We start from the raw sequence: 25,935 nt of genomic DNA on the forward strand, positions 1-25,935 counted from the left end.
TTCTTCACCGCGCGCAGGTCCCGCCACGCGCCGGGGCAGCGCCCTCGGCACGCGGCGACGTCAAATCGGCTCGTTCAGGATCCCGCCGGTTCCGCAGCGGCCCTCGCCGCGTCTTCCTTCGCCTTTTCGGCATGCGCGTCGGTGATCAGCTGCTGCAGCCCGCCGGAGAGATAGGCCGCGTTGAGCTTCTCATGGGCCTCGTCGTTGCCGTCCAGCTTGGTCAGCAGGTCGCGGATGCTGCGGCGCTTCGCATAGAGGTCGCTCAGCAGTCCCACCTTCTCGACCAGCCGTTCGGGACCGAAATCCTCCATCGATTCGATCGCGACTTCCCAGGCATCGTCGCCCTTGCCGCCCTTGACCGTCGGCGCCAGCGACTTGAGATAGGCGGCGAACGTATCCCGGTCGATCTCGACGAACTTGCGATCCGCGTCTTTCAGCTTGGTATCTTGTGCGCCGCCTTCCGGCATCGACAAGTCCGCCATGATGCCGACGACGAATGGAAGCTCCTGCTTCTTTATCGCACCACCGGTTTCGACATCGTACGTTATCTGTACGCGCGGTGGACGATTCCGCCCGATCTTGTGCTGAATGCTGTCGTTCATGGCCATTTCCCCGCTGGCAATGCCGAAGAGAATCGAGAGACTCGGATTTACTGTGATTCCCGCCGTCAGTAGGATGACCATAGGCGAAGAATATTTGCAACCGCGAATCCAGGAAAGCGCACCTTAAAGGCGTACTTGCGCGCTATTATGGCTATTCGTCCGCACCATTCAGCCCCAAGGCGTCGATCAGCCGCAGCATGTCACTGCCCTTCGTCCGCAGCGCCGCATCGATCTGCGGCAGCGTCATCGTCCCCCAGTCGGCGACGAAGGCCAGCACATACGGCACCGGGCTGTGCGGCTCGGTCCGGTTCAGAAAAGCGGCAATCTCGGCGAGCTGGCGGTAGGCGGCGGCACGATCGGTGAGCGGCGCTGGTGCGGGCGGCCCCGACGCCGGCGGCGGCAGCGGTGACGCGACAGCTCGCGGCACTGCCGCCTGGGGTACCTCCCGTGGAGTGCGCGCCATCAATTCGGCCGAAAGCAGCCGGCTCGCCGGTTCGAGGGTTCCTACCAGCGTGTCGATCCCGGGCGGGTCGGCAACTGCCGCGGTTTCGAAATCCTCTGCCATCGCGCGTACGGCCGAAAGCGCAGCGTCGATCTCGCGCCGGCGTTCGGCGAGACGGTCGGTGGTACTGCGCGCGAAGGCGGCGGCGAACTCGGCGCGGGTGAGCGCACCCCCGTCCTCGGCGCGGCGTGCCGCGTTGGCGTCGGCCTGGCGCAGCTGTTCGAGCCGTTCCGCCTGCACCAGATCAGACCAGGTCAGCGCGCCTTCCCGCGGCGGCGCGGCCTCGACGATCGGCACCAGCCGCAGTGCCGTCGCCATGTGGCGGACCAGCCACTCCAGCGCCGCCGATTGCAGCGGCGCTTCGGGGCCGTCGGCGACATGCTGCCAGTAGCGGGTGCACAGCCCTCCCACCAAGGCGAATCCGTCGGCGGCGCCGGCAAAGCCGTCGATCCGCGTCCACGCCTCGGTAAGCCATGCGGCGAGGCACAGATCCTTGCTCTGCTCCAGCGCATCGCAGCATAGCGTGACGACCCCCGACCAATCGGCCGATTTCAGGTCGGTTTCCCACACCCCGCGCGGCAGCGTGGGATCGTCATAGCGGCGGGCCTGGGCGATTGCGCGGTAGAGCGGCGTACCGCGCAGGTCCGCACCCCAGGGGCTGTCACCGCGCGCCGGTCGCAACAGCGCATCGACCCGCGCGGTCATCACCGGCGCCCCAGCGTGTCGAGCACCGGCAGCGCCGCCGGGAAGCCGGGCAACGCGATGGGCACCGGCGGCTTGTCGGGCGTGGTCGACGCTGCCGACAGCGTTAGCCGAACGACCAGGCTTGCCCGCGTGGTCGGCGCGTCGCCACCCACCGCATGATCGAGATTGGCGCAGAGATCGAATCCGAACACCACCGGATATCCGCTCGCCGCCGCGCTTTCTTCCAGCGCGAGCCCTTGTTGGCGCAACAAGCGCAGCAGCGCCCAGGCACCGCCCGTGCGGCTGGAGCCCCAGGCGCCGTCCGGAGCCGGGCGGCAGGGACCGTCCGGGAGGGCGAGGCCCGACAGGGGCAGATTGGGCGCGTTGTTGGCCCATCGGAAGCGCGCAATCACCGGATCTCCGACACGCCAGAGGAATGTCGGGGCGGCATTAGTGGCGGCGCGACTGGTGGGGGTGCCGATCATTGCCTCGATGATCTGGTTCTGGCCCGACGCGAGATGCGGATCGCTGAAGAACTGCACGTCCACCGCATAGCGGAGCTGCGCGAGATCGGCGCCCGCCAGCATCGGCGCCAGCGCGCTTTGCGCGGCGAGCAATCTGCCCAGACCGACTGCCGCGTCCCGGCCGATTTCCACATCCTCCAGCGCGGCCTGCATCGGCCCGATCTCCGCCCCGAAGCGCCGGAAGAATGCGCGCACCAGTGCCGGATCGGCATCGGGTGCGTCCGCGGGTCCGAACGGGAAGCGGCCGGCGATCGTGGCCTGGAAGCTTTCGCGCAGCTGTGCGTAGCGATTTCGCAGATCTGCAAGGACGGTGCTTCGGCAGCGGCCGAAAATTTCCGCGCTGATCCTGAGTTGCTGGTTCGCGAAATAATCCCCGCCGCGCGCGGCGACGCGGCCGATGCCCGTGCAGCCCTGCGCCTGCAGCCGATCGATGTCGACGGTCATGAACTGTTCAAGCCGGGTGACGGGATTGTTCGGATTGGGTCCGGCATCATAGCCTTCCAACGCGCGCAGAATTGCTGCCCAGCGTTCGGCGCGGGCCACCAACAGCGGGGGTACGCTGTTGGTGGGTTCGCGTGCATAGGTCACGACGGGTGCGACGCGACCGCGTGCGATCTGCGTCACCCAGGCGCGCCGCCCGGCCAGCGTCGCCTTCAGATTGTCAATCGTTCCCGTCGCGAAGGCATTGGCCGCCAGCGAGCCGCGCCCGTCCCAGGTGGCCACGCCGCGCCGGTCCACCGCATAGGGGCCGCCATCGCGATCCAGGTCGCGCTCGGCATCGGCGATCACTTCCGCCGCGCGCACGTTGATGTCACTGCCGATACGCATCGCCCCGTCCAGTTCGCCAAACTCCCGCAACAGCAGCCGGATCGACTGCAGCGTCGGCAGCGCCAGCACGAAATTCGATGCCCGCTGCTCGTCCGTACCACTCGCCTTGACGGTCGAGTTGATCGTCTCGAGCGCGATGTAGCGGCCCGCCCGCGTCCGCACTGCCGCACCGGTCGCCCGGACCAGCGGTTGCGGGATGGTGGCGGGCGCGGTGTCCGCGAAGCTCAGATATTTCTTGGCGAGCTGCTCGAACTGCTGCAGCCGCTGGACGTCCCACAGCCCGCTCGGGGTGGGCAGCGCGAGGGCATCGCCGCGCTGAATGAAGGGCTGGCCGAAGACGTCGTGCAACATCGTCTGCGAATCGCCCGCCGCCTGCGAAAGGCGCGGACCGCCATCGAGGGCGACTGCCGCCGTCGAGACGGGAGCCGTGGCTAATGGTGTGACGCCAGCTGCCGCCGCCGGCGGCGGTGCGGCGGCGGCGGAGTCCATCGATGCGCCGAATTGCAGCAAGGGTGTGCCCGCCAGCCGCGCGCCACGTACGCGTGCGACGAGATCGGTCGCGCGGGGGCGATACGATTCCGGCATGCTCTGCAGGATCGACGGCTGGATCAGCGTCGTGCCCGTCAGGCCGTTCAGGTCGGGCAGCGCGAGATTGGAGGGATCGCCGGTCCATCGCGCATGGTTGGCACCGGGTAACGCCGCGGCCAGGTTGTCGAGCAGCTGCGAAAGCTTCTGCAACCGCTCGAGCGATGCCGTCGCCGCGAGCCGGCGTTCCTGATCGACGGTCGGCAGCAGCGCTGCTTCGCTGCCGAATTCGGTGTCGATCGCCAGCACGCGCTGCACCACCGGATCGGCCTCGTACCAGCTGTGCACCGTGGCGGCATAGGCGGCCCGCACCTGCTCCATCACGATCTTGCCGACGCGTTCCCGATTGAGGCAGGTGTTCGACTGCAAGGCGATCGCCGCGGCGTAAAGCTGATCGTTACCCACCAGATCGGGCAGCTTTTCCCCCAGCGCATAGTCCGCCACCTCGCCGAACTGGCGCACCACCGCGGGGGTCGCCTGGGTCGCGCGGTCGACATCCGTCAGCATCGCGAAATGCGTATCGAAGGCGCGCACATTGGCCATGAAGCTGGGCCAATAGGCGGGGTCGTGATCCGAGGTCGGCAGCCCGATCGCGAGCCGACCGGCAATGCCGTGGGGCGTCGCCATGCGCTCGACCAGCGCCGCGAACACAACCCGGTGGAAACTGGCGGCAATCGCCGTACGGGCGTGTTTGGTCGCCGAGACCAGAAAGGATGTCGGCGCCAAGAAAGTCTCCAGCCGGTCGACATGAATATCCGCGAGCCTGCGCAGCAGATCGCTCGCCGCAGTGGTGACGCCGGCTGGCGCCGTGCAATCGGTGCCATGCGCCGTGTCCGGCGTCTGGATGTTGGCGATCCGCACCAGCACGGCGTGGACAGGCGCGAAGCGTTCCTGCGACCGAATCGAAAGCGCGGTAATACCGATCAGGAACGCCACGATCGATGCCGCCAACGTCCATTGGGTTCGGCGCACCAGCCGATGGCGCCGCGTGCGTTCGCCATACGCGGGCTGGGCGAGCCCGTGTTCGGGGAAGATCTTGTCCTGAAACAATGCGGCGGCCAGCGGCTGGGGCATTGTCGCAGCGGGCGGAGGCGTTTCGGACGTCGCGGCCGCGTCGCCATCGGGGCCCCCCAATGCGAGGGGGCGGGATTGTCCGTCGGACATGGCGCCGGTGAAGAACAGGCCGCGGAGCAGGAATCCCTCATGATAGGCGGATTCCTTCAGCAGCCGCAGCAGCAGCATCGTCACCAGCGGCCGCAGCGCCGCCACGCGATCCGGAAAGCGCAGCGCCTGTTCCGCGCGGCCCTGATCGTGCAGCGCCATCATCAGGTGGCATTGTACGGCGAGCAGGTGGCGGATCAGTTCGGCGAAGCCCTCGTCAATGCGGGCGGGCTCGAAGCTGCTGTCGAGCGGTTGGGGCGACGCCCAGCCGATCATCGGCGATCGCGAATGGCGCAGCACGGCGCTGGCGGTCTCGTCGAACCCCTCGATCGCCTCGCTGCCGGTGATCAGCAGGTAGATCGGCACCCGCCAGCCGGTGCGGCTCTGTGCGGCAAGGACCAGGTCGTACAATGCCTGACCATGGGCCTCGACGCGCTGGCGAACGCCGGGGTCGGCGGGGTCGCCCTGCAGCAGCGCGGCGGGTACCGCGAGCACCAGGCTGTCGATCGGCCGGCCCGGCCGGGCCTGTTCGAGCCGCTGCAGCAAGTCCAGCAGCCGCCGGTTGCAATCGGGCTCGCCGACCAAACCGTCGTTGAACCCGACGACGACACCACGCTCGCGAAACGAGATCAGCCCTGCGCGTTCGACGCCGGATCGGGCGAGCCAGCTGACGCGGTGCTCGGGCGGCGGGTCGGGCGGCATCAGCGCGTCGAGCGCGGGCATCTCGGCGCCCAGCACGAGCGCCCAGGGAACGTCGCGCAGATCGGCGGCGGCGCCGGTGCGGCTGCGCAGCTCGGCCAGCGCGATCTGGACGGCCGTTCCCAGGTTCGCGGGCGGGGCGATCTCCTCCTCGCCCCGCGCCGGGCGGAGGCGACCGGCGCGAACGCGGTCGATCCAGCCGGCGCGATAGGCCAGAAACAGGAGGAGCGCGATCACCGCCACGGCCAGCACGAGCAGCAGCAGGATCCCCCACCAGCTCACCGTGCCCGCCCTGCGGCGCGGCTATCGATTCTCGCCGGGCGAACGTCGAGCGGACCGGGGATCGGCTGGCCCTGCACGCCGGGGGGCGATACCGGGCGCACGGGCGTCGGGCTTGGCACCGAGGGTTGCGGCTGCGCGGGGGGGCGCTCGGTCGCGTTTCCGGTCGCCTCCGCGGCGGCGTTGCGCTCCTCGGCCGCGGCGCGCGTGATGTTCTGCGCCAGCGCATCGATGTCTTCGACCTGGCTGAGCCAGACGAGGTGGCTCACCGGCAGGTACAGAAGCAGCACCGCGGCGAGCGCGGCCAGCCACGGCCATAGCGCTGGCAGCGGTCGTTGGCTGGGGCCGGTCAGCGCGGTAGGTTGCAGCGCGAACGCCTCGTACGGATGCGCGTCCGGCGCCGCATAGGGGCGCCCGGCGACGCGTGCGTAGAGTTCGCGTCGCAGCTGCTCGATCGCGCCGAAATCGTCGCGATCCAGCCACTTGCCTCGCATTCCCATCATCAACGCGAACAGGATGGTGGTGGCAGTAGCGATATCGTCACGCCGCCCGTCCGCCAACGCCCCCCCAGCCCCAAACACCCGGTCGCCCGCTAGGGCCGTGCCATAGAGCGCGACTTCGAGCGGGCGCGTCGCCCAGCCCTGCGCTTCCGACCAGTCGCGGCAGCCGGTTAACAGCAGTTCGTCGGCAAAGGCGGCAAGAACATAGCCGGAGTCGATCTGCAGCGCGTCGGGGGCAAGAGCTTGTACATGCCCGAAGCCGAGGATCGCCGCGGCGAGTTCTTCCCGGATCGGCGTCGCTTCCGGTGGCTTGTCGCGCGTCGTCGAGATCCGCACGCGAATCGCGAGAAGCCGGTCGTAGAAGGCGCGGAAATCTCCGGCTGCCTTCAATGCTTCGGGGCGTAGCACGTCATCGATCATGGTGTCGTGCGAGAGGTGGCAGCCGCACCCGTCGATTCGATCGGGCGATAGAAGTTCATTTCGATGGGCCCTTCGCCGACGTCGCTTTCGACGACCAGCAGGCCGCCTCTGACCGGCGCCTCGCGATCAGGCACGATCCTCGCAAGTACCATCTGCGGTGTCTCTACGACACCGAGGAGTGTATCGGCACCCAAGCCCACTTGGCGCTGCCAGCCGGCGACACGGCGGCGCCGGATGTCCTCAAGATGCGCCGCCATGCCGATCGTCGCCGTGTCGAGCCAGCGTCGTTGCGCGTTGCGTGGCCGCGTTCGAGGACTGAGGGCGCCAATGAGAAGAGAAGCGCCGGCGATCAGATCTCCCGGCCCGAGCTCAAGTTCGAACCCCCGGTCGCTTCGCCGGGTAAATGGCACCACCCGATAGCGCAGGTCGAAGATTGACAGCGCGCGGCGAATTTCGTCGATCAAGGCATCGAAGCTCGTCAGTGGATCGTCGTGACTGTAGAGCGGTAGTTGCGCGAGATCGAGCGTGGCACTCACCAGACCCAATTCGCCCAGCGCGTCGCAAAGACTGAGATACAGGTCGAACGGGTGAGACACGCCGGTCGCCAGCATCGCCCGCAGCCGAGGCAGCATGCGCATCAGCGCGCGCAGGCTTTCGCTGCCCACCCGCAGCGCGCGCTGGCCATCGGTCGCGGCGCGCATTGCCCTGAGTTCGTTTACCAGCTCGTACAACTGGCGCTCGGTGCCGCTGCGTACGCTTCCGCTGCCGGAAAGCGCAGGCGACGTATCGTCGGTCACCACCGCGCGCGGCACACTGGCGTCCTCGCGAATCTGCGCGGCACGGGCCTGCATGTCATCGATCAATCCGTTGATGCGGCCGGGCAGCACGGACGCCTCGCCGATCCGCAGGCGGGGCGGTTCATATTCCAGCACTGCGGGTTTTCCGTCGCGCAATCCTAGCCTCGCGATGCGGAGCGCAGCATAAGCCGCGCGCGGAGGCCGATCGCGCGTTCCCGCCACGAGGGAGAAAACGGGGCGAAGCCAAATTCTTTCTGCCAGCTCGATGTCGTCGTCCGCGACGGGTGGCGCTGGCTGCGGCGCGCGTGGATAGGCGGCGTAACGGCTCGGTGTACCGGTATCGGTTCGATCGAGATCGAGGCTTGCGGGAGTCCAGCCGGCAATCGTAAGGTACAGGTCAACGGGCTTGCCGTGCTCCATCCCGTGATCGCCGCTATCGGTATCGTACTGCAGCGGCTCGGCACCGCGCGCGCGATCGAAGGCGGCGACGGCGCCGTCCGGAAAGATCGCTTCGATCGCGTCTAGCACGAAGACCGATCCGTGCATGCCGCTCGTCATGGCGCGGACCCCCCAGGCCAGCGGCTGTGCGGCCTGCAGCAAATATGGGAAGAGCATTTCCCCGCGCGCTGCCGCATCGCGAAAATGCTCCGGCATGAGCAGCATGCCGCGGTACCAGTGCACCAGGTCAGGAATGTCTTTCGCATGGATCGGCATCGTCAGCCCTTGTCCGGAACCCAGGTAAAGCCGTCCGCGCCCAGCGCGAGTGTCCCCCGCCGCACCTTGTGCAGCCGCAGGCGATTGTCCGCGGGGGCCTCGCCGCCAAAATTTGCGAACAGAAACGTTCCGACCAAGTTGCACGGCGCGCGCACCGGATCAGCGACGACTTGCTGACCCGCCTGTAATTCCCAGCTGCGAACCAGAAGACCCTTTGGGTAATCACGCGACAGTTGGGTACGAACCGCGAAATACTCGCGAGCCTTCATTTTCTCCACGGCAGCGAGGATCTTCCGATCCGTAACATATACCAGATCCACGGCAATCGGCCGGCCCAGGTTGCTCTCCGTGCTGGAGGTGATTGTCAGTTGCTGCAGTCCACTCGAACTGAAGCAGAGAAGCTTGGGAGTCTTGCACCCCGCCAGCAAAAAAAACGGCACTGCCAGCGCAAGCAATAGGCCGAACGTGCTGGCGCTTGGTCCCGCGCGTTGCGGCAGGTGTTCAGTCGTTCCCCCCATTGCGGTCGCTACTCGATATCAATGCCCCGGGCGATATACCTACGCACACTGTGATTTCTTGCAATCGGAAGATGCAAATTTATTCGCGGTAGTGCCGGGAAAGGGTGGCGCGAGCGCTGCTAGACTCTCAGGTGGCGACCGTGACTTGCGCGGGGGCCGTGAACTGAATGAGGCCACCCCACACGCAAGTCAGCATGCAAGCCGAATCCAGCGCGGGCTGATCCCCGATCAGGGTGGTCGCTACGCCCGGCGTCCATGGAGCGGAGGTCGCGGGGATGCATGGCATCGGCGTCAGGGCGCCCAAGGCCGTGGCGGTCGCGGCAGCGACCGTGGGATTGGCGAGGCTGCTGCATGTCCCGAAAGGCGGGATGTTGGTTACCGGCACGAAATCCATGATGGTGGCGGCGGGCATGCCGGCAGCCATCACGCGATTGGTCGGCAGAATGTTGATCGGGGCAGGCGCCGCGCCGAAGCTGCACTGCATCGTCGCGCCCGTCGTGATCTGCATGGGCATCACATTTCCTCGCCGTGGAAGGAAAGGGTCTGCGCGCGAGATTAATCGATTCGGCTGCCTGCTGCCAGCGGCATACGCTGGGCGTTTTAATCGAGGAGGTAATCGTCGGCCGCCCTGGGGGTGGCGAGCGGCTCCCTTGCGCTTCATGCCTGCCACACTGCCGCTGACGCTACGGCTGCCTGTCAGCCATAGCGGAAAGCTGACAACGCCGACGGACCCTTTGAATTTGCGCCTCGTTTTGAGCCCTGGCCCTGTCAAAGCGGGCGCTCGCCGCGAGCGGGCGAAGCGGTAGAGACGTCGCGCGCTGGCGAAGGGCTCGGCGCAACCGTGCAAGGTGCCGTCCGGCACCGCGATCGAGCAGTATCAAGGGGGATTTCATGGCAGACATTGCTGGCTGGCTGGCTCTTGCCGCCACCTGTATCGCAGCGCTTATGACGGCTTCCAACCTAGGCGCGCGCGTGACAGGCTGGGGGTTCGTCGTGTTTACTTTGGGCGCGGCTGCCTGGATCGTCGTCGGAATCGCAACGCAGCAGACGCAACTGCTGTGGAGCAACATCTTCCTCGGCCTGGTCGATCTCTTCGGAATCTGGCGCTGGCTCGGCCGTCGAGCCAGGTTCAGCGATGCCGCAGAGACCGAACAGGCGATCAGCCGGGCACAGCCGGGAGAAAATCTCTTCGCCGCTTCGACGCTGGATGGGATGCCGGTGCGAGGCCGCGACGGCGATATTCTCGCCTATGCAGTGGATGCAATGCTGGCCTGCGCAGGAGGCGAGCTTTCGCACCTCGTCATTCGAGAGGGCGGGGTCGGCGGCGTCGGAGAGACCTTGCGCCGACTCCCCTGGCGAGAGGTACGCGCACGGGACGGCGCATTGCTGACGACGTTGGACGCTGCGGCCCTATCGCGACTGCCTGCTTTGGATCCTGCCTGATCGTACAGGTTCGTGCGGTGGCGAAGCGCACGTCAGGGTCACCAGGCGCGCAGGACGCTCGTCCATGGGATGTCCGCGTAGCGTGTGCCATTGCGACGGGGCCGCAAAGAACGCGCTGTGTTTCGCGACCCCGCCAACACTGCCCCTACTTGAACGATCACGATCACGATCACGATCACGTTTACGAGCACGACCACGGCGTCGGCAGCGTATCGGCGGAGCGGATTTGTGCGCCCTTCCCGAGGTAAGGCGTGGCGTGCACTCCTGCTCGCGTCTGTGGGTGTGCCGACGTCGATCCGCAAAATCGTCGTGCCGCCGCGAAGGATTTTGCTATTCACGGTCTCTCAGAGGGCAAACAGAATATCTGCGCGCGGCCAAAGGAGGGAACGGCGACACGCGACGTTAAATCTGCGCTGGAGCGTCGCCAGATACTGGCGCGGTGGGTCGCGTGCGAGATCGTTCCGCACGAAAGCCGCATCCGCGCCTGGTTCGCGCGCCGCCGGCTGGCGCCCGAGGATGTGGATGAGCTGATGCAGGAAGCCTATTGCCGGATCGCGACGCTGGACTCCGTCGACCATATTGATTGCGGGCACGCTTATTTCTTTTCGATCGCGCGCAACCTGTTGCTGCGCAAGCTCAAGCGCCAGCAGGTCGTGCCCTTCGAAGCGATCAGCGAGATCGAAAGCTTCCGCGATACGCAGACGCCCTCACCCGAGGAGCAGGTCTCGACCCGGCTCGCCTATGAACGGGTGATGGCGCTGATCGCAGGTTTGCCCGAGCGCTGCCGCCGCATCGTCGAGCTCCGCAAGATCGAGGGCTGGTCCCAGAAGGAAATCGCGGCGCATATGGGCATGACCGAGAAGGCAGTGGAAAAGCAGGTCTGGATCGGCGTGCGCGCGATCCGCGAAGGCTGGTCCGTTGCCGATGGGGCGACCGGGGTCGACGCGCCTGCGACCGACCGCAGGGCGGGCATCCTGTGAGCGCGCCCACCCGCCGGTCCGACGACGAAGCTGCATCGCTCTGGGTTGCCCGTATGGATGGCAGTCTCTGGAGCGAGGCGGACGAGGCGGAGCTGCAGCGCTGGCTGGCACAGGACCCGCGGCGTCATGGCCTGCTGCTGCGTACCCATGCCCTGTGGCAGGTGCCGCACATCGCGCCGCAGGCCATCGCGGCGGAGGATGCCGAGACCCTGGATACCAGCCCGCCCAACTGGCGGCGACGCGGGGTGCTCGGCGGCTTGCTCGCGGCCTCCGCTGCCGGGATCGTGGGCGCCTTGTTCTTCCCCGGGCGTGGGGTCGGCTATGTCACCAAGGTCGGCGAGATCCGGCGGGTGCCGCTGGTCGATGGGTCGGTGATGACGATCAATTCGGGCACCGAGCTGCAGGTGCGCATCGCCAAGCGCGCCCGCGAAGTCGAACTGGCGCAGGGCGAGGCCTGGTTCGAGGTCGCCAAGGATGCCGCTCGTCCGTTCGTGGTCGCCTCGGGCAAGGTCCGCGCCAAGGCGATCGGCACGGCCTTTTCGGTGCGCAAGCGCGACAATGGCGTCGAGGTGCTGGTCACCGAAGGCGTGGTCGAAACTTGGTCGGACGGCGAGGAGGCGCAGCGCGTGCGGCTTTCCGCGGGGCAGTGCGCGCTGATCAATGATCACGCGATCGTCCATTATGAAACGGACAAGCCCTCGTCGGTGGATCGCGCGCTGGCCTGGCGCAGCGGCATGATCGATCTCGACGGCACGACGCTCGCCGATGCCGCCGACGAGTTCAACCGGTACAACGACCGCCAGATCGTGATAGCCGATCCCGACGCCGCAGGGGAGCGGTTCGACGGGCTGTTCCGCATCAACGATCCCGAAGGCTTTGCCGAGGCAATCCGCAACGCGCTCGACCTGACGGTCAACACCAGCGATCCGCGCTTCATCCGCATCCAGCGCACGGCCAAACCGCGGACATTGTAATCGATCGATTGAAAAAATCCGCATTGTGGAAGATTCTGCGAGAAGGAAAAACCAACCCCGGGTCTCTAGGGGGATACAGGTCGCAAAGACCTGACAAAAAGTAGAATGAACAGGGAGGGGTTTTCATGGCGAACGCCACGTTGCGTGGAGCGCTTTTCGCGTCCACGAGCATCGTCTGCATGGTCGCGTTGCCTGCGGCTGCACAAGCTGCCACGCAAACCAAACGCTTTTCCATCGATGCACAGCCGGCAGAGACGGCGATCGGGCTGTTCGGCCATCAGGCGGACGTGCAAATCATCGCGGCGCGACGGCTGACGCAATCGATCCGCACCAACGGCGTGCGCGGCGAATACACCGTTGGCGAAGCGCTCAATCGACTGTTCGCGGGCACCGGCCTGATCGCGCGCCAGACCGGTCCGCGCACCTATGCCGTCGTCCCAAAACCCACGTCGGACAAGTTCGTGCCCGCCACAGGCACGAAGCTCGCGCTGTCGGCGCCGGGCGGGGGGACGCAGGCGCAGTCCCCGACGCCTGCGTCCTCCCAGTCCGCCGCTGCGGCGCCGCAAGTGGCAGGCGAGGACGATCCCGCGATCGTCGTGACCGGCTTGCGCGCCAGCCTCGACACTTCGCGCGGGATCAAGCGTGAAGCGTCGGGCATCGTCGATGCCATTTCGACCAAGGACATCGGCAAGCTCCCGGACGCCAACCTCGCCGAATCGCTCCAGCGCATCACCGGTGTGTCGATTGACCGATCGGGTGGCGAGGGTGCCTTCATCACCGTCCGCGGCTTCGGCCCCGAGTTCAACACCGTGCTCGTCAACGGCCGCCAGGTGGCGACGCCGACCGATCCCAGCCAGGCTTCGGGCCGCGCCTTTGCGTTTGACACGCTGGCGTCGGAGCTGGTCTCCGGCGTGGAGGTCTACAAGTCCTCGACCGCGCGCTACCAGTCCGGCGGCGTCGGCTCTACCGTGAACATCAAGACCGCACGACCCTTTGACTACAAAGGCCTGAAGTTCGGCGCGACCGTCGACGTCAATTACGACGAGAACGCCAAGAAGAGCGCGCCGGACGCCTCCTTCCTGTTCGCCGACACCTTCGCCGACGGCACGCTGGGCGTGCTGGTCTCCGGCAGCTACCAGCACCGCTTCACCCGGCTCAAGCAGGCGCAGACCGATGGCTGGCTGGTCAACCCGGCCATTCCCGCCAATCAGGTCAATGGCGGCGCGGGCACGGTCGGCTCGGGTAATCCGCAGGGCAACATCTTCATTCCGCAGAATTTTGACAGCAAGGTCACGCGCGAGGATCGAGAGCGGATCGGCGGCACCCTGGTGTTGCAATATCGCCCGAGCGACGCCGTGACGGTCACCGCCGACGGACTCTACACCAAGTTCACCAACACCACCGATGCGCGCTCTTACGGGCATTGGTTCACCGCATCCAACCTGACCAACGTCAAGACCGACGCCAACGGCACCGCGATCGACATGACCCAGGCTACCGGCATTGCCACCGACTTCCACGACAAGAAGTTCGACAAGCGCACCAATACGCGCGCCGTCGGCCTCAACGTCGAGTGGCAGATCGCGCCGACCATCACCGCCAGCCTCGACGGCACCTATTCGCTCGCCAAGGAAGACCCCAATGGCGGCAAGGAAGCCTATCTGGCACTGCTCGGCTATCTGACCGGTTCGTCGCGCTACCAGTCGGACGGGTCGCGCCTGCCTTGGCAGACCGAAACGCTGCCGACCTTCGCCAACCCGACCAATCGCTGCGGCAGCGCGGTCACCGATTCGGGGGTGCCGGGCAGCACGACAGTGGTTGGTGCCGGCCAGCCGATGTGCCAGCACGTGATGCTGCTGCGCGGCTATGGCATCCGCGACGAGGTCAAGCAGGGCCGCGCCGACTTCACCTACAAGGGTGACAGCCTGGAAGGGCTGGTGAAGGCGAGCAGCGGCTTCTACTGGTCCGAGGACAAGAAGGACACATCGCTCTATTCCAACGACGGCGGTACCGGCTGCACCACCTGCGGCTACAATCTGCCCGTTCCCCCGGGGGTGGCGATCACCACCTTCAACGCCGGCAGCAACTTCCTGTCGGGGGTGAGCGGATCCAACCGCCTGCCGACCCAGTGGCAGACCTTCGACGGCCCGGCGCTGTTCAACGCCATCACCGCGCAGCAGGGGCCGGGCTTCACCTTCGCGCCGCCTTTGGTCAACGACACCATCGTCAAGGAGCGGGTGATCGGCGGCTATCTCGAGACCGAATGGCACGGCGCGGTTGCCGGCCGGCCGATCTCGATCGTGGCAGGCGTGCGGTTCGAGGATACCTCGACGAACGTCAACGGCCTCGCCACCGCCTATACCGCGCTGGTCAAGCTCGCCAACGACCAGACGCAATATGGCTCGACAGCGTCCGGCACGACGCGCACGATCGGCAGCACCCACTATACCGACATCCTGCCCAACATTGCGCTGAAGTGGCAGGTCTCCGATGCGTTCACCGCGCGTTTCGCCGCCTCGCAGACGATCACGCGGCCGACGCTGGAGCAGCTCTCTCCGGTGACGACGCTGGTGACCCTGCGGCCGGGCAACTTTGCCGCCAGCCGCGGCAATGCCGATCTCAAGCCGTTCAAGGCGAGCAACCTCGATATCTCGTTCGAATATTATTACGGGCGGTCGAGCTATGTCTCGCTGGGCGGCTATCTGAAGAACGTCAGCAACTTCATCGTCCTCAACCAGACGACCGGCCCCGTCGCCGGGGTATCCGGGGCGTTGCTCGATCCGGCCACTGGCCTCCCGGCGCAGTTTACGATTACCGCGCCGGTCAACGGGCAGGATGCGACGGTGACCGGGCTGGAAGCCGCGTGGCAGCACGCGTTCGGTGATACCGGCTTCGGCTTCCAGCTCAACGGCACGCTGGTCGGTTCCAACCGCCACCTTGACCCGCAGGACCTGCGCAACAAGTTTGCGCTGACCGGGCTGTCCAACTCGGCTAATGCAGTGGCGTTTTATGATGCGCACGGGATCGAGGCGCGCGTCGCGTTCAACTGGCGCGACCACTTTCTCCAGTATCTGGCGCCGCCGCCGCTCAACGGCGCCGGCCAGGCGGTCACCCAGGTGCGCGCCTATTCGCAGCTCGATGCCAGCCTCACCTACCACATAAACCCGAACTTCGCGGTGTTCGCGGAAGGGGCCAACCTGACCAAGTCGATCGCCTTCAAATATGCCTATTACGCCAACCAGTTCCTCAATGCCGAGGATACGGGGCGGCGGTTCAAGCTGGGCGCCCGGGTCAATTTCTGATCAAGACGGGAGGGGATCGACGGCCGGGCAGGATCAACCTGTCCGGCCTCTTTGTCGGCCGCGCAATCGTGGTAGACCATCGTTCAGCAAGAGGGGTGTCAGGATCGGATGAGTCGGCACATTCAGTCGGTGTGCATCGTCGGGGGCGGCTCGGCCGGGTGGCTCACCGCGGCACTGATCGCCGCGCGGCACGGGCGTGATCTGCAGGTAACGCTGGTCGAGAGCGTGCGGATGGGCATCATCGGGGTGGGCGAGGGTACCTGGCCGACGATGCGCAACACGTTGCGCAAGATCGGCATTTCCGAGACCGACTTCCTTCGCACCTGCAAGGCTTCGTTCAAGCAGGGCGCCAAGTTTGCCGGCTGGCGTACCGGCGCGGCCAATGATTTCTACTATCACCCGCTGGTACTGCCCGAAGGCTTTCCGGCGGTGGACTTGGCGCCGTTCTGGAACGCGCAGGCAGATTCGGTGGGCACGCCGTCCTTTTCCGATGCGGTGTGCTTCCAGGAATTCCTCTGCGAACATGACCTCGCGCCCAAGCAGATCACCTCGCCCGAATATGGCGGCATCGCCAACTATGCCTATCATCTCGATGCGGTGCGGCTGGGCGAGATGCTGCGCGAGCATTGCGTCGGCAAGCTCGGCGTACGCCATGTCGACGACGACATCGTCGAGGTCCAGCAGGCCGAGAATGGCGACGTCACCGCGGTCATCGGCCAGCGGCACGGGGGGATTGCCGCCGATCTGTTCGTCGATTGCAGCGGCTTTTCGTCGCTGCTGCTCGGCCAGACGCTGGGGGTGCCGTTTATCGACTGCAGCGACGTATTGTTCATCGATCGCGCGCTGGCGGTGCAGGTCCCCTATGAGCGCGAGGACGCGCCGATCGTCTCGCACACCGTCTCCACCGCGCAGGACCATGGCTGGATCTGGGATATCGGCCTGCAGAACCGACGCGGTGTGGGCTATGTCTATTCGAGCCGCCATGCCGGCGCCGACCGGGTAGAGGAGGCGCTCGCCGCCTATGTCGGTCCGGGCTTTGCCGACCTCAGCCCGCGCGAGATCATGATCCGCTCCGGCCATCGCGCAACCTTCTGGAAGAACAATGTCGTCGCGGTTGGGCTGGCGGCAGGCTTTCTGGAGCCGCTAGAGGCCTCGGCGCTGGTGCTGATCGAGCTCTCGGCCGACTATATCGCCAGCGCGATGCCGGCGACCCGGGCCGCGATGGACATCGTCGCCCGCCGCTTCAACGACATGACGCGCTATCGCTGGGACCGGATCATCGAGTTCCTCAAGCTCCATTATATGTTGTCCGAGCGGGAGGACACCGCCTTCTGGCGCGACAATCGCGATCCGGCGACCATCCCGCAGCCGCTGCAGGATCTGCTCGAGCTGTGGCACCATACCCCGCCCGGCGAGCATGACTTCGCCAGCGCGCACGAGATGTTCCCGGCGGCAAGCTATCAATATGTCCTGTACGGCATGGGCTTCCGCACCGCGTCCCGGCCCGCCGCGATTGCCAATCGCCATGCTGCGGAGGACGCGTTCGAACGCGTCGCCGCGATGAAGCAGCGGCTTGCCCCCGCCATGCCCACCAACCGCGCGCTGCTCGACAAGCTGGCGCAATATCGCTTCCAGCCCGTCTGACCCTGAAAGAGCCTCGATGAATTTGGTGCAACTGACCCGCAAGGACCATGCTGGGCTGCGGCTCGATCCGCCTCGCGCGCTTGCGGCGGCGGCGAGCGTCCACCTCGTACCGCTGGTCGCTGGCGAGATCCGCAAGGTGGCGAGCCAGTTTCCCGTCTTCCTCGCCAAGGATGCGGAGACGGGTCAATTCTATCCTGCCGCGCTGCTCGGGCTGGAGCCGCAGGAAAATCTGTTCTGGGACGGCACGACTTTCGATGCCGATCATGTGCCGCTCAACCTTCTGCGGCTGCCCTTCTTCGTTGGCAGCGGTGCGCTGGAAGGGCATATCTGCATTGACAGCGACAGCGCCGCGATCGTCGCGGGTGGTCCAGTCGGCATCGTCGAAGGCGATGGCAGCGACAGTGGCTATCTCCAGTCGGTGCAGGCGATTCTCGGCCAGCTGGTGGCGGAGCAGGCGCCCACCGCGGCCCTGGTTGAACGGATCACCGAACATCGGCTGGTCAGCGAGGTGACGCTGGACGTCGCCTTTCATAACGGCAGCTCGGCGTCGCTCTCGGGCCTCTACGGGGTCGACGAGCGCGCGCTGGGGCGCAGCGCGGCGGCGTTGGGTGACTGGGATCAGGTGATGATGCTGGCGGCAATGGCGCTGTCGCTCGATCATGTGGCGGGGCTGGTGCGGCGAAAGAATGCGCGGCTCGCGGCCGAAGCGGCCTGGTTCGCGCCGGGGGCATGACCGTCGCGGCGACGCGGATGGGGGCGGAGCAGGTGCCGCTGTGGCAGTGCGAGGCTGCCCATCCGGCGCCCGAGGCGCTGGTGGACGCGGCCGGGCGTCTCGCATTCGCGCGGGAGGAAGGCGATCTCTACCCCGGCCTGCGCGCCGCGGTGCCCGATGGATATGCCGAGTGGCTGGTGCGAACGGCGTCGGCGGTAGTCGGCGGCGAGCCAAGGGTCCTGCGATCGAGCTTTGCGGTGGCCAGCGACGATCCGGCGGGTCTGGCGCCGATCCAGCGCATTCCACATTTCGACGATTGCTCGGAGGGGATCGTGGCGGCGGTCCATTATCTGTGCGCTGCGCCGCATGGCGGCACCAGCTTTTACCGGCACCGGGCGACAGGCTTCGAACGGATCACCGCCGCGCGTCTGTCGCTCTGGCGCCAGGCCTTGTCCCGCGATGGCCAGGCGCATGGCCTCCCGCCCAAGGCGTATCATGACGGCGACAGCCCCGCGTTCGTCCGGATCGGCCAGGCCTCGCTCGCATTCAACCGCCTGGTCTTCTACCCCGCCAATTGCCTGCATGCGGGTGACATCGCGCTCTCTTGGCAGGCGGCTGCCACGGGCCCGCGGCTGACGATCACATCGCTGCTCGAGTTCGGCTGACAACCCGCTGGCGTCGATGCGCAGCGTCCGCCCTGCGCCCCGCGGCGCAGCCAGGGCTCGCCTTGCGGCGCGATCGGCTGCTACAGCGGCGATCCGAAGCCTGAAAGTCCCTGATGTCCGAACGCCTTGCCGTCCTCTTGCAACATGTGCTGCCGAAGCAGCGACTGACTCTGCTGGCCGGGCGGGTCGCCCGCGCGAAGGGCGGGGCGGCAACGCGCTGGATGATCCGGCGGTTCGTCGCGCGCTATGGCGTGGACATGGCGGAGGCCGCCGATCCGGAAATCGCCAGCTATGCCAGCTTCAACGATTTCTTCACGCGACCGCTGCGCGACGGCGCCCGCCCGATCGCGCGTGCCGATTTCGTGAGCCCGGTGGACGGCGCGATCAGCCAGTTGGGGGCGATCGACGACCACCACATCGTCCAGGCCAAGGGGCACTGCTTTACGACCACCGCGCTGCTCGGCGGGGACGCCGAGCTTGCCGCAGGCTTTCGACACGGCAGCTTCGTCAATCTCTATCTCTCGCCGCGCGACTATCATCGCATCCACATGCCGTGCACCGGCCGGCTCACCCGGATGATCCACGTCCCCGGCAGCCTGTTCTCGGTGAATCCGGTCACCGCGCGCGGGGTGCCGGACCTGTTCGCGCGCAACGAGCGAGTCGTGTGCATGTTCGAAAGCCCGGAGCACGGGAGCTTTGCAATGGTGCTGGTCGGCGCGACGATCGTCGGCAGCATGGCGACGGTGTGGCACGGCATCGTCAACGCCAAGCGAACCGGCAAGCCCAGCACATGGCACTATGACGGCCAGGACATCGTGCTGGCGCAAGGCGCGGAGATGGGCCGCTTCCTGCTCGGCTCGACGGTCGTGATGCTGTTCCGACCCGGCACGATCGCGTTCGCGCAAGACTGGGGACCGGAGCGGCCGGTGCGGCTCGGCGAACGCATGGGCGATCGCCCGGCCTGATCGCGACGGCGCCGCGCCGGGGCGGCGTTAACGCAGGGACGACGGCGCCGATCGCGTCGCGGGCGAAGGGGTCGGATCGGCCTTGCGGCCGCGAGGGCGGATCGGCGGGACGCGGAAGCGGGCGCCCGCGCTGCGGACCAATCCCTGGCCATCCATCCCTCCCTTGTTGCCGTGGGCGAAGTCCGGGCAGGGATTCACGCGTTCAGCAGGAACACCACATAGCCCTGGAAGCGGGGATTGGCGGCGAGGCCCGGCGGCGGTGCCCATTCGCCGCCCTGGAGCAGGCCGATGCGGAAGGGAATGGGCATCCGACCCAGTCTGGCGAGATAGCCCTGGTACCCCGGGATGACGCGCCGCCCCTGGTAAATCTGCACCACCACCTCGTCGACGATGCCGGCCAGCTTGGCAAGGCCCTCCGGATCACCGTTGGCGCTCCAGTCGAGCAGCCCGGTGATGCCCAGCCTGTACTGCGAAGGAAGCTTGGCCCGCAGTGCCTCGAGGAAGGTGGCATAGCGATCGAGGTGGCGCGTATGCGCGTCGAAATCGATCTGGATGCCGGCGACATGGTTCCCCGCTCGCCGCCAGCGGTCGAGTGCAGCGAGCATCTGTGCATCGATCTGCGGTGTCCAGGCGAGCGTTTCGACACGCAGCACCATCCACAGCTCGGCATGCCGTATCCGCGGGATCGCGGGGCGCTGCGCGATCAACCGCGGCACGTCGCCGCCTATCACCGCGCCCTGCAGCAGATAGATCCGGCGCGCGCGGGCGAGCGCCGGCTGCGGCTTGACCCCCGCCCACAGCCAGAAGGCGTCGTAGCGCATCGCATCCACCGCGGGGTTTGACGCCTGCAGGGGCAGGATCGCCGAAAGCAGCAGCGGCAGTGCGAACAACAGTGCGATCGGCCTACCAATAATAGCGGAGCTCCTGCGCCCAGCGCGACATAGGATAGTCGCGCTTCAGCCGCTGGAACCAGCCCTTGCGCACGGCCGGCGCCACACCCTTGCCGCCGCACGCGTTGAATGCGCTGGGCGCATAGCAATTGACTGCACGGAACAGCGCATAGGCCTTGTCGTCGGGGGCGGCGGCGGGGGACGCCATCACCGCCTGATAGGCATCCAGCCGTGCATAGGGCGCACCCGCGAACCGCGTTGGCGTGCCGCCCAGTTCGTCCGGGGCGGGCTGGCTGTCGAGCACAAAGCCGTCGAAGCCGTTCACCCGGATGAACTCGCCGAGACAGAGCATGGCCTTGGGATCGCCGGGGGCAGCGGCGAGACGGCGCTGGGTTTCCGGAAAGACAGGGCAGCCATAATCGCCGAGCTTCCTGCCCTTGACGAACAGCGCGCTGGGCAGCGGCTTGTCGCTGCCGAAATCAAAATAATAGTCGGCCTCGGCCGGTGCGTTCGCCGGGACCAGCCGCAGGTCGTCGACGAATGCGCGGTGCGAACCCCGCGTTGCTTCCTTGTAAAGCAAGGTGAACAGCGCGACGTCGCGCTCATGCGCCGAGGCGCTTGCCGCCTGCGCCTGTTGGCGCAGAAGCGTCGCATCGCCGACGTTCATCAGAAGTCTGTCGCGGATTTCCTGCGCGCGGATCGGCGAGCCGGGCGCGAACAGGCGGGCAAGTCCGTCGTGCCGCTCGTCGTGCAGTGCGAGCGCAAGCTCGACGGCGGGTCGCTGCCCGGGCGCCTTGGCGCCGGACAGCAGGTCCGCCCAGAAGCCCCGCACGTTACGATCGGCGCGGTCCTCCAGCGCCATGCCGCGGAGCATCTGCCGGCTGAATTCGAGATAGCTGAAATCGGTCTGGTGCGATGCATCGGGGAGGAGCTGCAGGACGCCTTCCGGCTGCCCGCCGAAATGATAGGCGTACGTCGCCTGAAGGAAGGCGAACAGCGCGGGCTTGCGGGCGAATCTTGCGCGCTGGGCACCAAGCGCGGCGCGGGACAGAGGATCGCAGCAGGGCGCGCGACCGTCCGTCTCGGTGCGCATATGCATCAGGTCGAACGCGGCGAGCAGGATCGGGTCGTGCAATGTGTCTGCGGTGGCGGTTGCCAGCAGCTTGGTGTCTATCTCCTGCGCCAGCGAGACCGCGTCGATGCCGCGCTGTGCGTCCGGCAACGCGATCAGCGCGACATATTCCGCCTCCAGCTTGGCTCGGTCCTGAGCCAGCCAATAGACGCGCCGCAACAGCCCGCGCGCCGAGACGAAATATTCGCCCTTAGGGTAGGCTTGCAAATACCCGTGCAGCCCTGCCTCTGCCTCGGCGATCAGCTTGGGGGGGATTTTGGCATCTTCCTTGGGCGAGCCATAGTCGTCGTAATGATCCACCTGCGCCCGGTTCACCGCGACGCGGCCGAGCATGTAGCGTCCCGTCTCGCGCAGCCATGGGTCGCGGGCGCTGGCCAGCGACGCGAAGCGCGCCGCGGCGCGGTCGAAATCGCCGGCATAGAAGGCAGCTGCGCCATCAAGATAGGCGGCAAAGGCCTTGCCCGCTTCCGACTTCGCGCCGTTCACAGCCGCGGCGAGCACGGTGTTTCCCGCCGCGGCTTGGCTACAGTCCGGCTCCAGGCCCTTTCGTGCCGCAGTCAATGCGGCACGTTCGGATTCGGGGACCTTCGCATTGGCGCGGATCGCAGCTTCGAAGCGCGCTGCGCCCGACACGTTGCTGCGGCACCGCGATCCCTCGCCGTCGGAGAAAAAGGGGCTGGCGCCATCGGCCGAGCGCGGCATCAGCAGGGCGATATCGAGAAACACCGACGGCTTGGCCGGCGTCACCAGGCGCGGCGCGCCCGGCAGATCGGCGAGCAGCAGCGCGAGGTTGGTCCGGCTGTCGTTGCGCGGGCCGAGCATCGCCAGATCGTCGCAGCCGCTGTGCGACGCGTAGTTCAGTTTCCAGGCGGGGCCACAGCTGTAATCGCCGCTCGCCCGCGCGGGGAGGCTCCACAGCGTGCCCAAGCCGAGCAAGAGGAAGAATATTGTCCGGATCATGCTGCCCGCCTCTGAAAGTCGCGGGCGTTCGCCTACCGCAGCCGCGGGTGCGGCGCCATAGGTCGTGCTTCCCCCGTCATGGCCGCGGGTCGCGGCGGCGAAGCACGAAGCCGTCGGAGGTGAGGGCGATGTGATCGAGGTCGAGGCCCATGCTCCTTGCGCCTTGACGCATCGATTGGCCGATCGCGCGAAGGCGAGCGGGATCGTTCCTAGCCTGCTGTACGCCGGTTTCGATCAGCGTCGCCTGCACCCACAGCGATTCGGCGAGCGCCTGCTTCTGCGCATCCGCCGCACGCGCGATCGTCCCGGCTGCGGTGACGGCCTCTGCCGCCTGCCGGCGAACGGCCGCGAGCGTGGTGCGATCGGGCGTATCGCCCTTGCCCTGCGCAGCCTGCCAGGCGGTAATCCACCACAGGGCATAGGCGTCGGCGACATCGTCGATCCGCAGACCCTGTGGTGCGACGCGCCTCCCGATCTTCTCGATGATGTCGCCCTGCGCGAACAGCTTTTGCAGATCGGCTGCCGCTTGCGGGTCGGCAGTGCGGGTCTTTTGCACGAAGTTGGCGAGGTTGGCGCTGCGACGGACCTTGGAGGGCGTGTAGCGAAGCACGGCGGGGTCAATGACAGGCGGCTGCGGCAGGCGCGGTTCGCTCTCCTCTCGGGCGAAGCGGTCGGCATGGCCTTGCAGCGCAATCCGCGGCCCTTCGGACAGCATTGGACTGATCATCTGGGCCCGCGCCGCGCCCGGCATCCCAAAGAGCGTGAGGCCCAGGACGATCGTCGGCCACAGGTGTGCCATGCGGTGACTCTCCCGCTTCAGCCGCGGCGCTGGCGGAGCAGCAGGAACCCGCCGACGCCCATCCCGCCCCCGGCGAGCGCGAGGGCGCCATAGCCGGGGGACGCGCCGCCATTCCCGGGCGTCCTGGCGGGCACGTCGTTCCGCCCGATGCCGACGGGCACGAAGCCCTGCGAAGTCAGGTCGATCGCATTGAGATCGAGGCCCATGCCCTTGGCCCCTTGACGCACCGAATCACCGATCTGGCGAAGGCGGGCAGGGTCCTGCTTGGTCTGTTCCACCGCGACGTCGATCAGCGCGCTCTGCACCCAGAGCGCCTCGGCGAGCTCCTGCTTCTGCGCATCGGAGGCCGTTACGATCTCGCCGGTGGCGAGGACCGCGTGGGCCGCCTGCGCCTTCACCGCGGCCAGGATGTCGGGCGGCGGCGTATCGTTATTGCCGCGCGCGGCATGCCAGGCGGTGAGCCACCAGAGCGTATAGGCATCGGCGACGTCGTCGATCTGCAGCCCGTGCGGGGCGACCATCGCGCGGATTCGCTCGATGAAGTCGCCTTCGGCAAACACCCTCTGTAGGTCGGCGGCGCCCTGCGGATCGCGGGCGCGGGTCTTCTCGACGAAAGCCGCGAGATTTGCGCTGCGGCGTGCCTGGGAGGGGTGGTAGAGCAGCTTCGCAGTGTCGGCAGGCGCCATTGCGTGGGGGGCGTCCTCGCTAGGGAGAGGCTTTCCTTGCCGGCGCGCCCTCTCCTCATCCTGGCGCATGCGATCGTCGAGCATCATGCTAAGCGGATCGGAATGCGTCGCGGTGGAAAATATCATCGCTATGCCTCGGCTATCGATGATCTGCGCCTGCGCACTAGTCGCCCATGAGACCGTAAGCCCCAGGGCTAGGATTGCTCGGAATGGGTTCACGGTGCCATCCTCCTCAACCATTCAACCCCGACGCTGGCGCAGCATCAGGAACCCGCCGACGCCCATCCCACCCGCGGCCAGTGCGAGGGCGCCGTAGGGAGCGGCGCTTCCTGGCTCGGGCGTCGTGGCGGGTGCGTCGTTCTGGCCGACGCCAACGGGCACGAAGCCCTGCGAGGTCAGGTCGATCGCGTCGAGGTTGAGGCCCATGCCCTTGGCGCCCTTGCGCACCGCGTCACCGATTGCGCGTAGGCGAGAGGGATCGCGCTTGGCCTGCTCGACCGCGCCGTCGATCAGCGCGCTCTGCACCCACAGCGCTTCGGCCAGTTCCTGCTTCTGGGCGTCCGAGGCATGTGCAATCTCCCCGGTGGCGACGACCGCGTTCGCTGCTTGCTGGCGGACGGCGCCGAGGACGGCGCGACTGGGCGTGTCGTTGGTGCCGTGCGCGGCCTGCCAGGCGGTGATCCACCAAAGCGCATAAGCATCGGCGACATTGTCGATGTGCAGGCCCTGCGGTGCGACGAGCGCGCCGATCTTCTCGATGAAGTCGCCCTCGGCGAACAGCTTCTGCAGGTCGGCCGCGCCGGCGGGATCGGCGGCGCGTGTCTTCTGGATGAAAGCTGCTAGGTTCGCGCTGCGGCGCGGTTTGGAAGGCGTATAGCGCAGCACCGACACTGCCGCAGGAGACAGCGTGCGCGGCGCTTCCGGGGTCGCGAGCCGGCGTCCCGCCATGCGGGCGCGTCGTGCCTCGTCCTGGTGCATCCGATCGTCCAGCATCATGCTTAGCGGGTCGGTGTGCGTGATCGAGGGCATGATCGTGGACCAGCTGGAGACGTCCTGCGCGGCAGCCTCGTTCACCCATCCTGCTGCCAGGACCAGGGTGGTGATTGCCAGAAACCGCTTCATACTCCGCTCCTCTTCCAAAACGCGAAAAGGGGGGAACGGCACAGGCCGCTCCCCCAATTCAAGGAATTGATCGTCTTACTGTTTGCGTGCCATGCCGCTGAGACCTTCGCCGATCGTCTTGATAACCGTGCTGGACGTGTTCATCAGGAACGAGAACTCCTGCCCGGCAACCTGCAGATCGGTGCTCATCTTGGTAGACCGGTTGCTGCCCTGCTTGTCCAGCGACTGCGACATCCGATCCATATCCTGCACCTTCTTGTCGAGCACCGCCGACATCGAGTCCGCGATCGCCTGGAGCCAGCTGCGGGCCTTGCCGCCGCGCGAGGACTGCGCCTTGGCCTGCGCCTCGCCGCTCTGGAACGCATCGCTCAGCTGCTGGAACATGTCGCGCGAGTCCGACTCCGCGGCGCGCTGCAGTTCGCCCTGCTGCGACGGCGACAGGTCGAAATTCTGGGCGAGGCTGGCCACCGCTTCGGCGATCGTGGCCGGGCCGCCCATCGAGCCGGTCGCCATCGAGAAGCCGTCCTGCACCAGGTTGATCGCGCTCTGCGGCAGGCCGAGCTGCTGGCCGAGCTGCTGCAGCACTTCCTTGCCGATCGCCGTGCCCAGCGTGCGCACCGCCAGCGATGCCCAGCCCGCCGGGCCCATCGCGAGGGAAGCCAGGCTGATCGGATTGACCAGAGACCGCGTAAGACCGCTCAGGAGACCCATGGATCGTTCCTTTCCATCCAGATATCGCGCTCCCCTTGGGAGCCAAGCCGCCGACACCGTGTCGCCGGTACGAGAACAAAGTGCCCCGGATCGGCGCCCCGCGCGCTCCACGATTCGTTTAGTCGGGCTCAACGAAT

Annotated in this window: 21 protein-coding genes; 8 read left to right on the forward strand and 13 right to left on the reverse strand. The window is 66.9% G+C overall.

Annotated features, from left to right (window positions below):
- Window positions 1-74: 74 nt before the first annotated feature.
- From tssB to RT655_RS13265, 7 genes are all read right to left on the reverse strand, one after another.
- Window positions 75-602: a type VI secretion system contractile sheath small subunit gene (tssB, locus tag RT655_RS13235; RefSeq protein ID WP_313537522.1), complete on the reverse strand. Its 528-nt coding sequence runs from the start codon at window positions 600-602 to the stop codon at window positions 75-77.
- Window positions 603-753: 151 nt separating this feature from the next.
- On the reverse strand, window positions 754-1,809 hold the full coding sequence (tssA, locus tag RT655_RS13240) for a type VI secretion system protein TssA (protein ID WP_313537524.1): 1,056 nt from the start codon (window positions 1,807-1,809) through the stop codon (window positions 754-756).
- Window positions 1,809-5,867: a type VI secretion system protein gene (locus RT655_RS13245; RefSeq protein WP_313537526.1), complete on the reverse strand. Its 4,059-nt coding sequence runs from the start codon at window positions 5,865-5,867 to the stop codon at window positions 1,809-1,811. The genes tssA and RT655_RS13245 overlap by 1 nt, the downstream gene beginning before the upstream one ends.
- Window positions 5,864-6,784 (reverse strand): DotU family type IV/VI secretion system protein, encoded by a 921-nt coding sequence (locus RT655_RS13250; RefSeq protein WP_313537528.1) that lies wholly within the window; start codon window positions 6,782-6,784, stop codon window positions 5,864-5,866. The genes RT655_RS13245 and RT655_RS13250 overlap by 4 nt, the downstream gene beginning before the upstream one ends.
- Window positions 6,781-8,295 (reverse strand): type VI secretion system baseplate subunit TssK, encoded by a 1,515-nt coding sequence (gene tssK, locus RT655_RS13255; protein ID WP_313537530.1) that lies wholly within the window; start codon window positions 8,293-8,295, stop codon window positions 6,781-6,783. The genes RT655_RS13250 and tssK overlap by 4 nt, the downstream gene beginning before the upstream one ends.
- Window positions 8,296-8,297: 2 nt before the next feature.
- Window positions 8,298-8,813: a hypothetical protein gene (locus RT655_RS13260; protein ID WP_313537532.1), complete on the reverse strand. Its 516-nt coding sequence runs from the start codon at window positions 8,811-8,813 to the stop codon at window positions 8,298-8,300.
- A 127-nt stretch (window positions 8,814-8,940) separates the two neighbouring features.
- Window positions 8,941-9,327, reverse strand: coding sequence for a DUF4280 domain-containing protein (locus RT655_RS13265; protein WP_313537534.1), 387 nt, complete (start codon window positions 9,325-9,327; stop codon window positions 8,941-8,943).
- Between the two features lie 377 nt (window positions 9,328-9,704).
- Between RT655_RS13265 and RT655_RS13270 the strand changes: the two genes are divergently transcribed.
- From RT655_RS13270 to asd, 8 genes are all read left to right on the forward strand, one after another.
- Window positions 9,705-10,256 carry a PRC-barrel domain-containing protein gene (locus RT655_RS13270; protein WP_313537536.1) on the forward strand — a complete coding sequence of 184 codons (552 nt, stop codon included), beginning with the start codon at window positions 9,705-9,707 and terminating at the stop codon, window positions 10,254-10,256.
- A 476-nt stretch (window positions 10,257-10,732) separates the two neighbouring features.
- Entirely contained in the window at window positions 10,733-11,236 is a 504-nt protein-coding gene (locus RT655_RS13275) for a sigma-70 family RNA polymerase sigma factor (protein ID WP_313538476.1), read from the forward strand.
- Window positions 11,233-12,210, forward strand: a complete 978-nt coding sequence (locus RT655_RS13280) for a FecR domain-containing protein (RefSeq protein WP_313537538.1) — start codon at window positions 11,233-11,235, stop codon at window positions 12,208-12,210. Before RT655_RS13275 ends, RT655_RS13280 begins: the two co-directional genes overlap by 4 nt.
- A gap of 125 nt (window positions 12,211-12,335) precedes the next feature.
- A complete protein-coding gene (locus RT655_RS13285; RefSeq protein ID WP_313537540.1) occupies window positions 12,336-15,512 on the forward strand; it encodes a TonB-dependent receptor in 3,177 nt (1,058 codons plus the stop codon).
- Between the two features lie 108 nt (window positions 15,513-15,620).
- Window positions 15,621-17,156, forward strand: coding sequence for a tryptophan halogenase family protein (locus tag RT655_RS13290; protein WP_313537542.1), 1,536 nt, complete (start codon window positions 15,621-15,623; stop codon window positions 17,154-17,156).
- Window positions 17,157-17,172: 16 nt separating this feature from the next.
- Complete coding sequence (locus tag RT655_RS13295) at window positions 17,173-17,889, forward strand: SapC family protein (protein ID WP_313537544.1); 717 nt, start codon at window positions 17,173-17,175, stop codon at window positions 17,887-17,889.
- Window positions 17,886-18,533: a DUF6445 family protein gene (locus RT655_RS13300; RefSeq protein WP_313537546.1), complete on the forward strand. Its 648-nt coding sequence runs from the start codon at window positions 17,886-17,888 to the stop codon at window positions 18,531-18,533. The genes RT655_RS13295 and RT655_RS13300 overlap by 4 nt, the downstream gene beginning before the upstream one ends.
- Before the next feature lie 113 nt (window positions 18,534-18,646).
- On the forward strand, window positions 18,647-19,498 hold the full coding sequence (gene asd / locus RT655_RS13305) for an archaetidylserine decarboxylase (protein ID WP_313537549.1): 852 nt from the start codon (window positions 18,647-18,649) through the stop codon (window positions 19,496-19,498).
- A gap of 194 nt (window positions 19,499-19,692) precedes the next feature.
- Here asd and RT655_RS13310 read toward each other — a convergent pair whose 3' ends face one another.
- From RT655_RS13310 to RT655_RS13335, 6 genes are all read right to left on the reverse strand, one after another.
- A complete protein-coding gene (locus RT655_RS13310) occupies window positions 19,693-20,388 on the reverse strand; it encodes a DUF3142 domain-containing protein (RefSeq protein ID WP_313537551.1) in 696 nt (231 codons plus the stop codon).
- Window positions 20,389-20,401: 13 nt separating this feature from the next.
- The gene (locus RT655_RS13315) at window positions 20,402-22,480 is read right to left on the reverse strand and encodes a hypothetical protein (protein WP_313537554.1); all 2,079 of its coding nucleotides are present in this window, start codon (window positions 22,478-22,480) and stop codon (window positions 20,402-20,404) included.
- Window positions 22,481-22,556: 76 nt separating this feature from the next.
- Window positions 22,557-23,279: a DUF6683 family protein gene (locus RT655_RS13320; protein WP_313537557.1), complete on the reverse strand. Its 723-nt coding sequence runs from the start codon at window positions 23,277-23,279 to the stop codon at window positions 22,557-22,559.
- A 17-nt stretch (window positions 23,280-23,296) separates the two neighbouring features.
- A complete protein-coding gene (locus tag RT655_RS13325) occupies window positions 23,297-24,205 on the reverse strand; it encodes a DUF6683 family protein (protein WP_313537560.1) in 909 nt (302 codons plus the stop codon).
- The gene (locus RT655_RS13330; protein WP_313537563.1) at window positions 24,206-25,087 is read right to left on the reverse strand and encodes a DUF6683 family protein; all 882 of its coding nucleotides are present in this window, start codon (window positions 25,085-25,087) and stop codon (window positions 24,206-24,208) included.
- A 75-nt stretch (window positions 25,088-25,162) separates the two neighbouring features.
- Window positions 25,163-25,798 carry a hypothetical protein gene (locus RT655_RS13335; protein WP_313537566.1) on the reverse strand — a complete coding sequence of 212 codons (636 nt, stop codon included), beginning with the start codon at window positions 25,796-25,798 and terminating at the stop codon, window positions 25,163-25,165.
- Window positions 25,799-25,935: the final 137 nt, after the last annotated feature.

The sequence above is a fragment of the Sphingomonas sp. genome, from assembly GCF_032114135.1.
In the GTDB taxonomy this organism is placed as follows: domain Bacteria; phylum Pseudomonadota; class Alphaproteobacteria; order Sphingomonadales; family Sphingomonadaceae; genus Sphingomonas.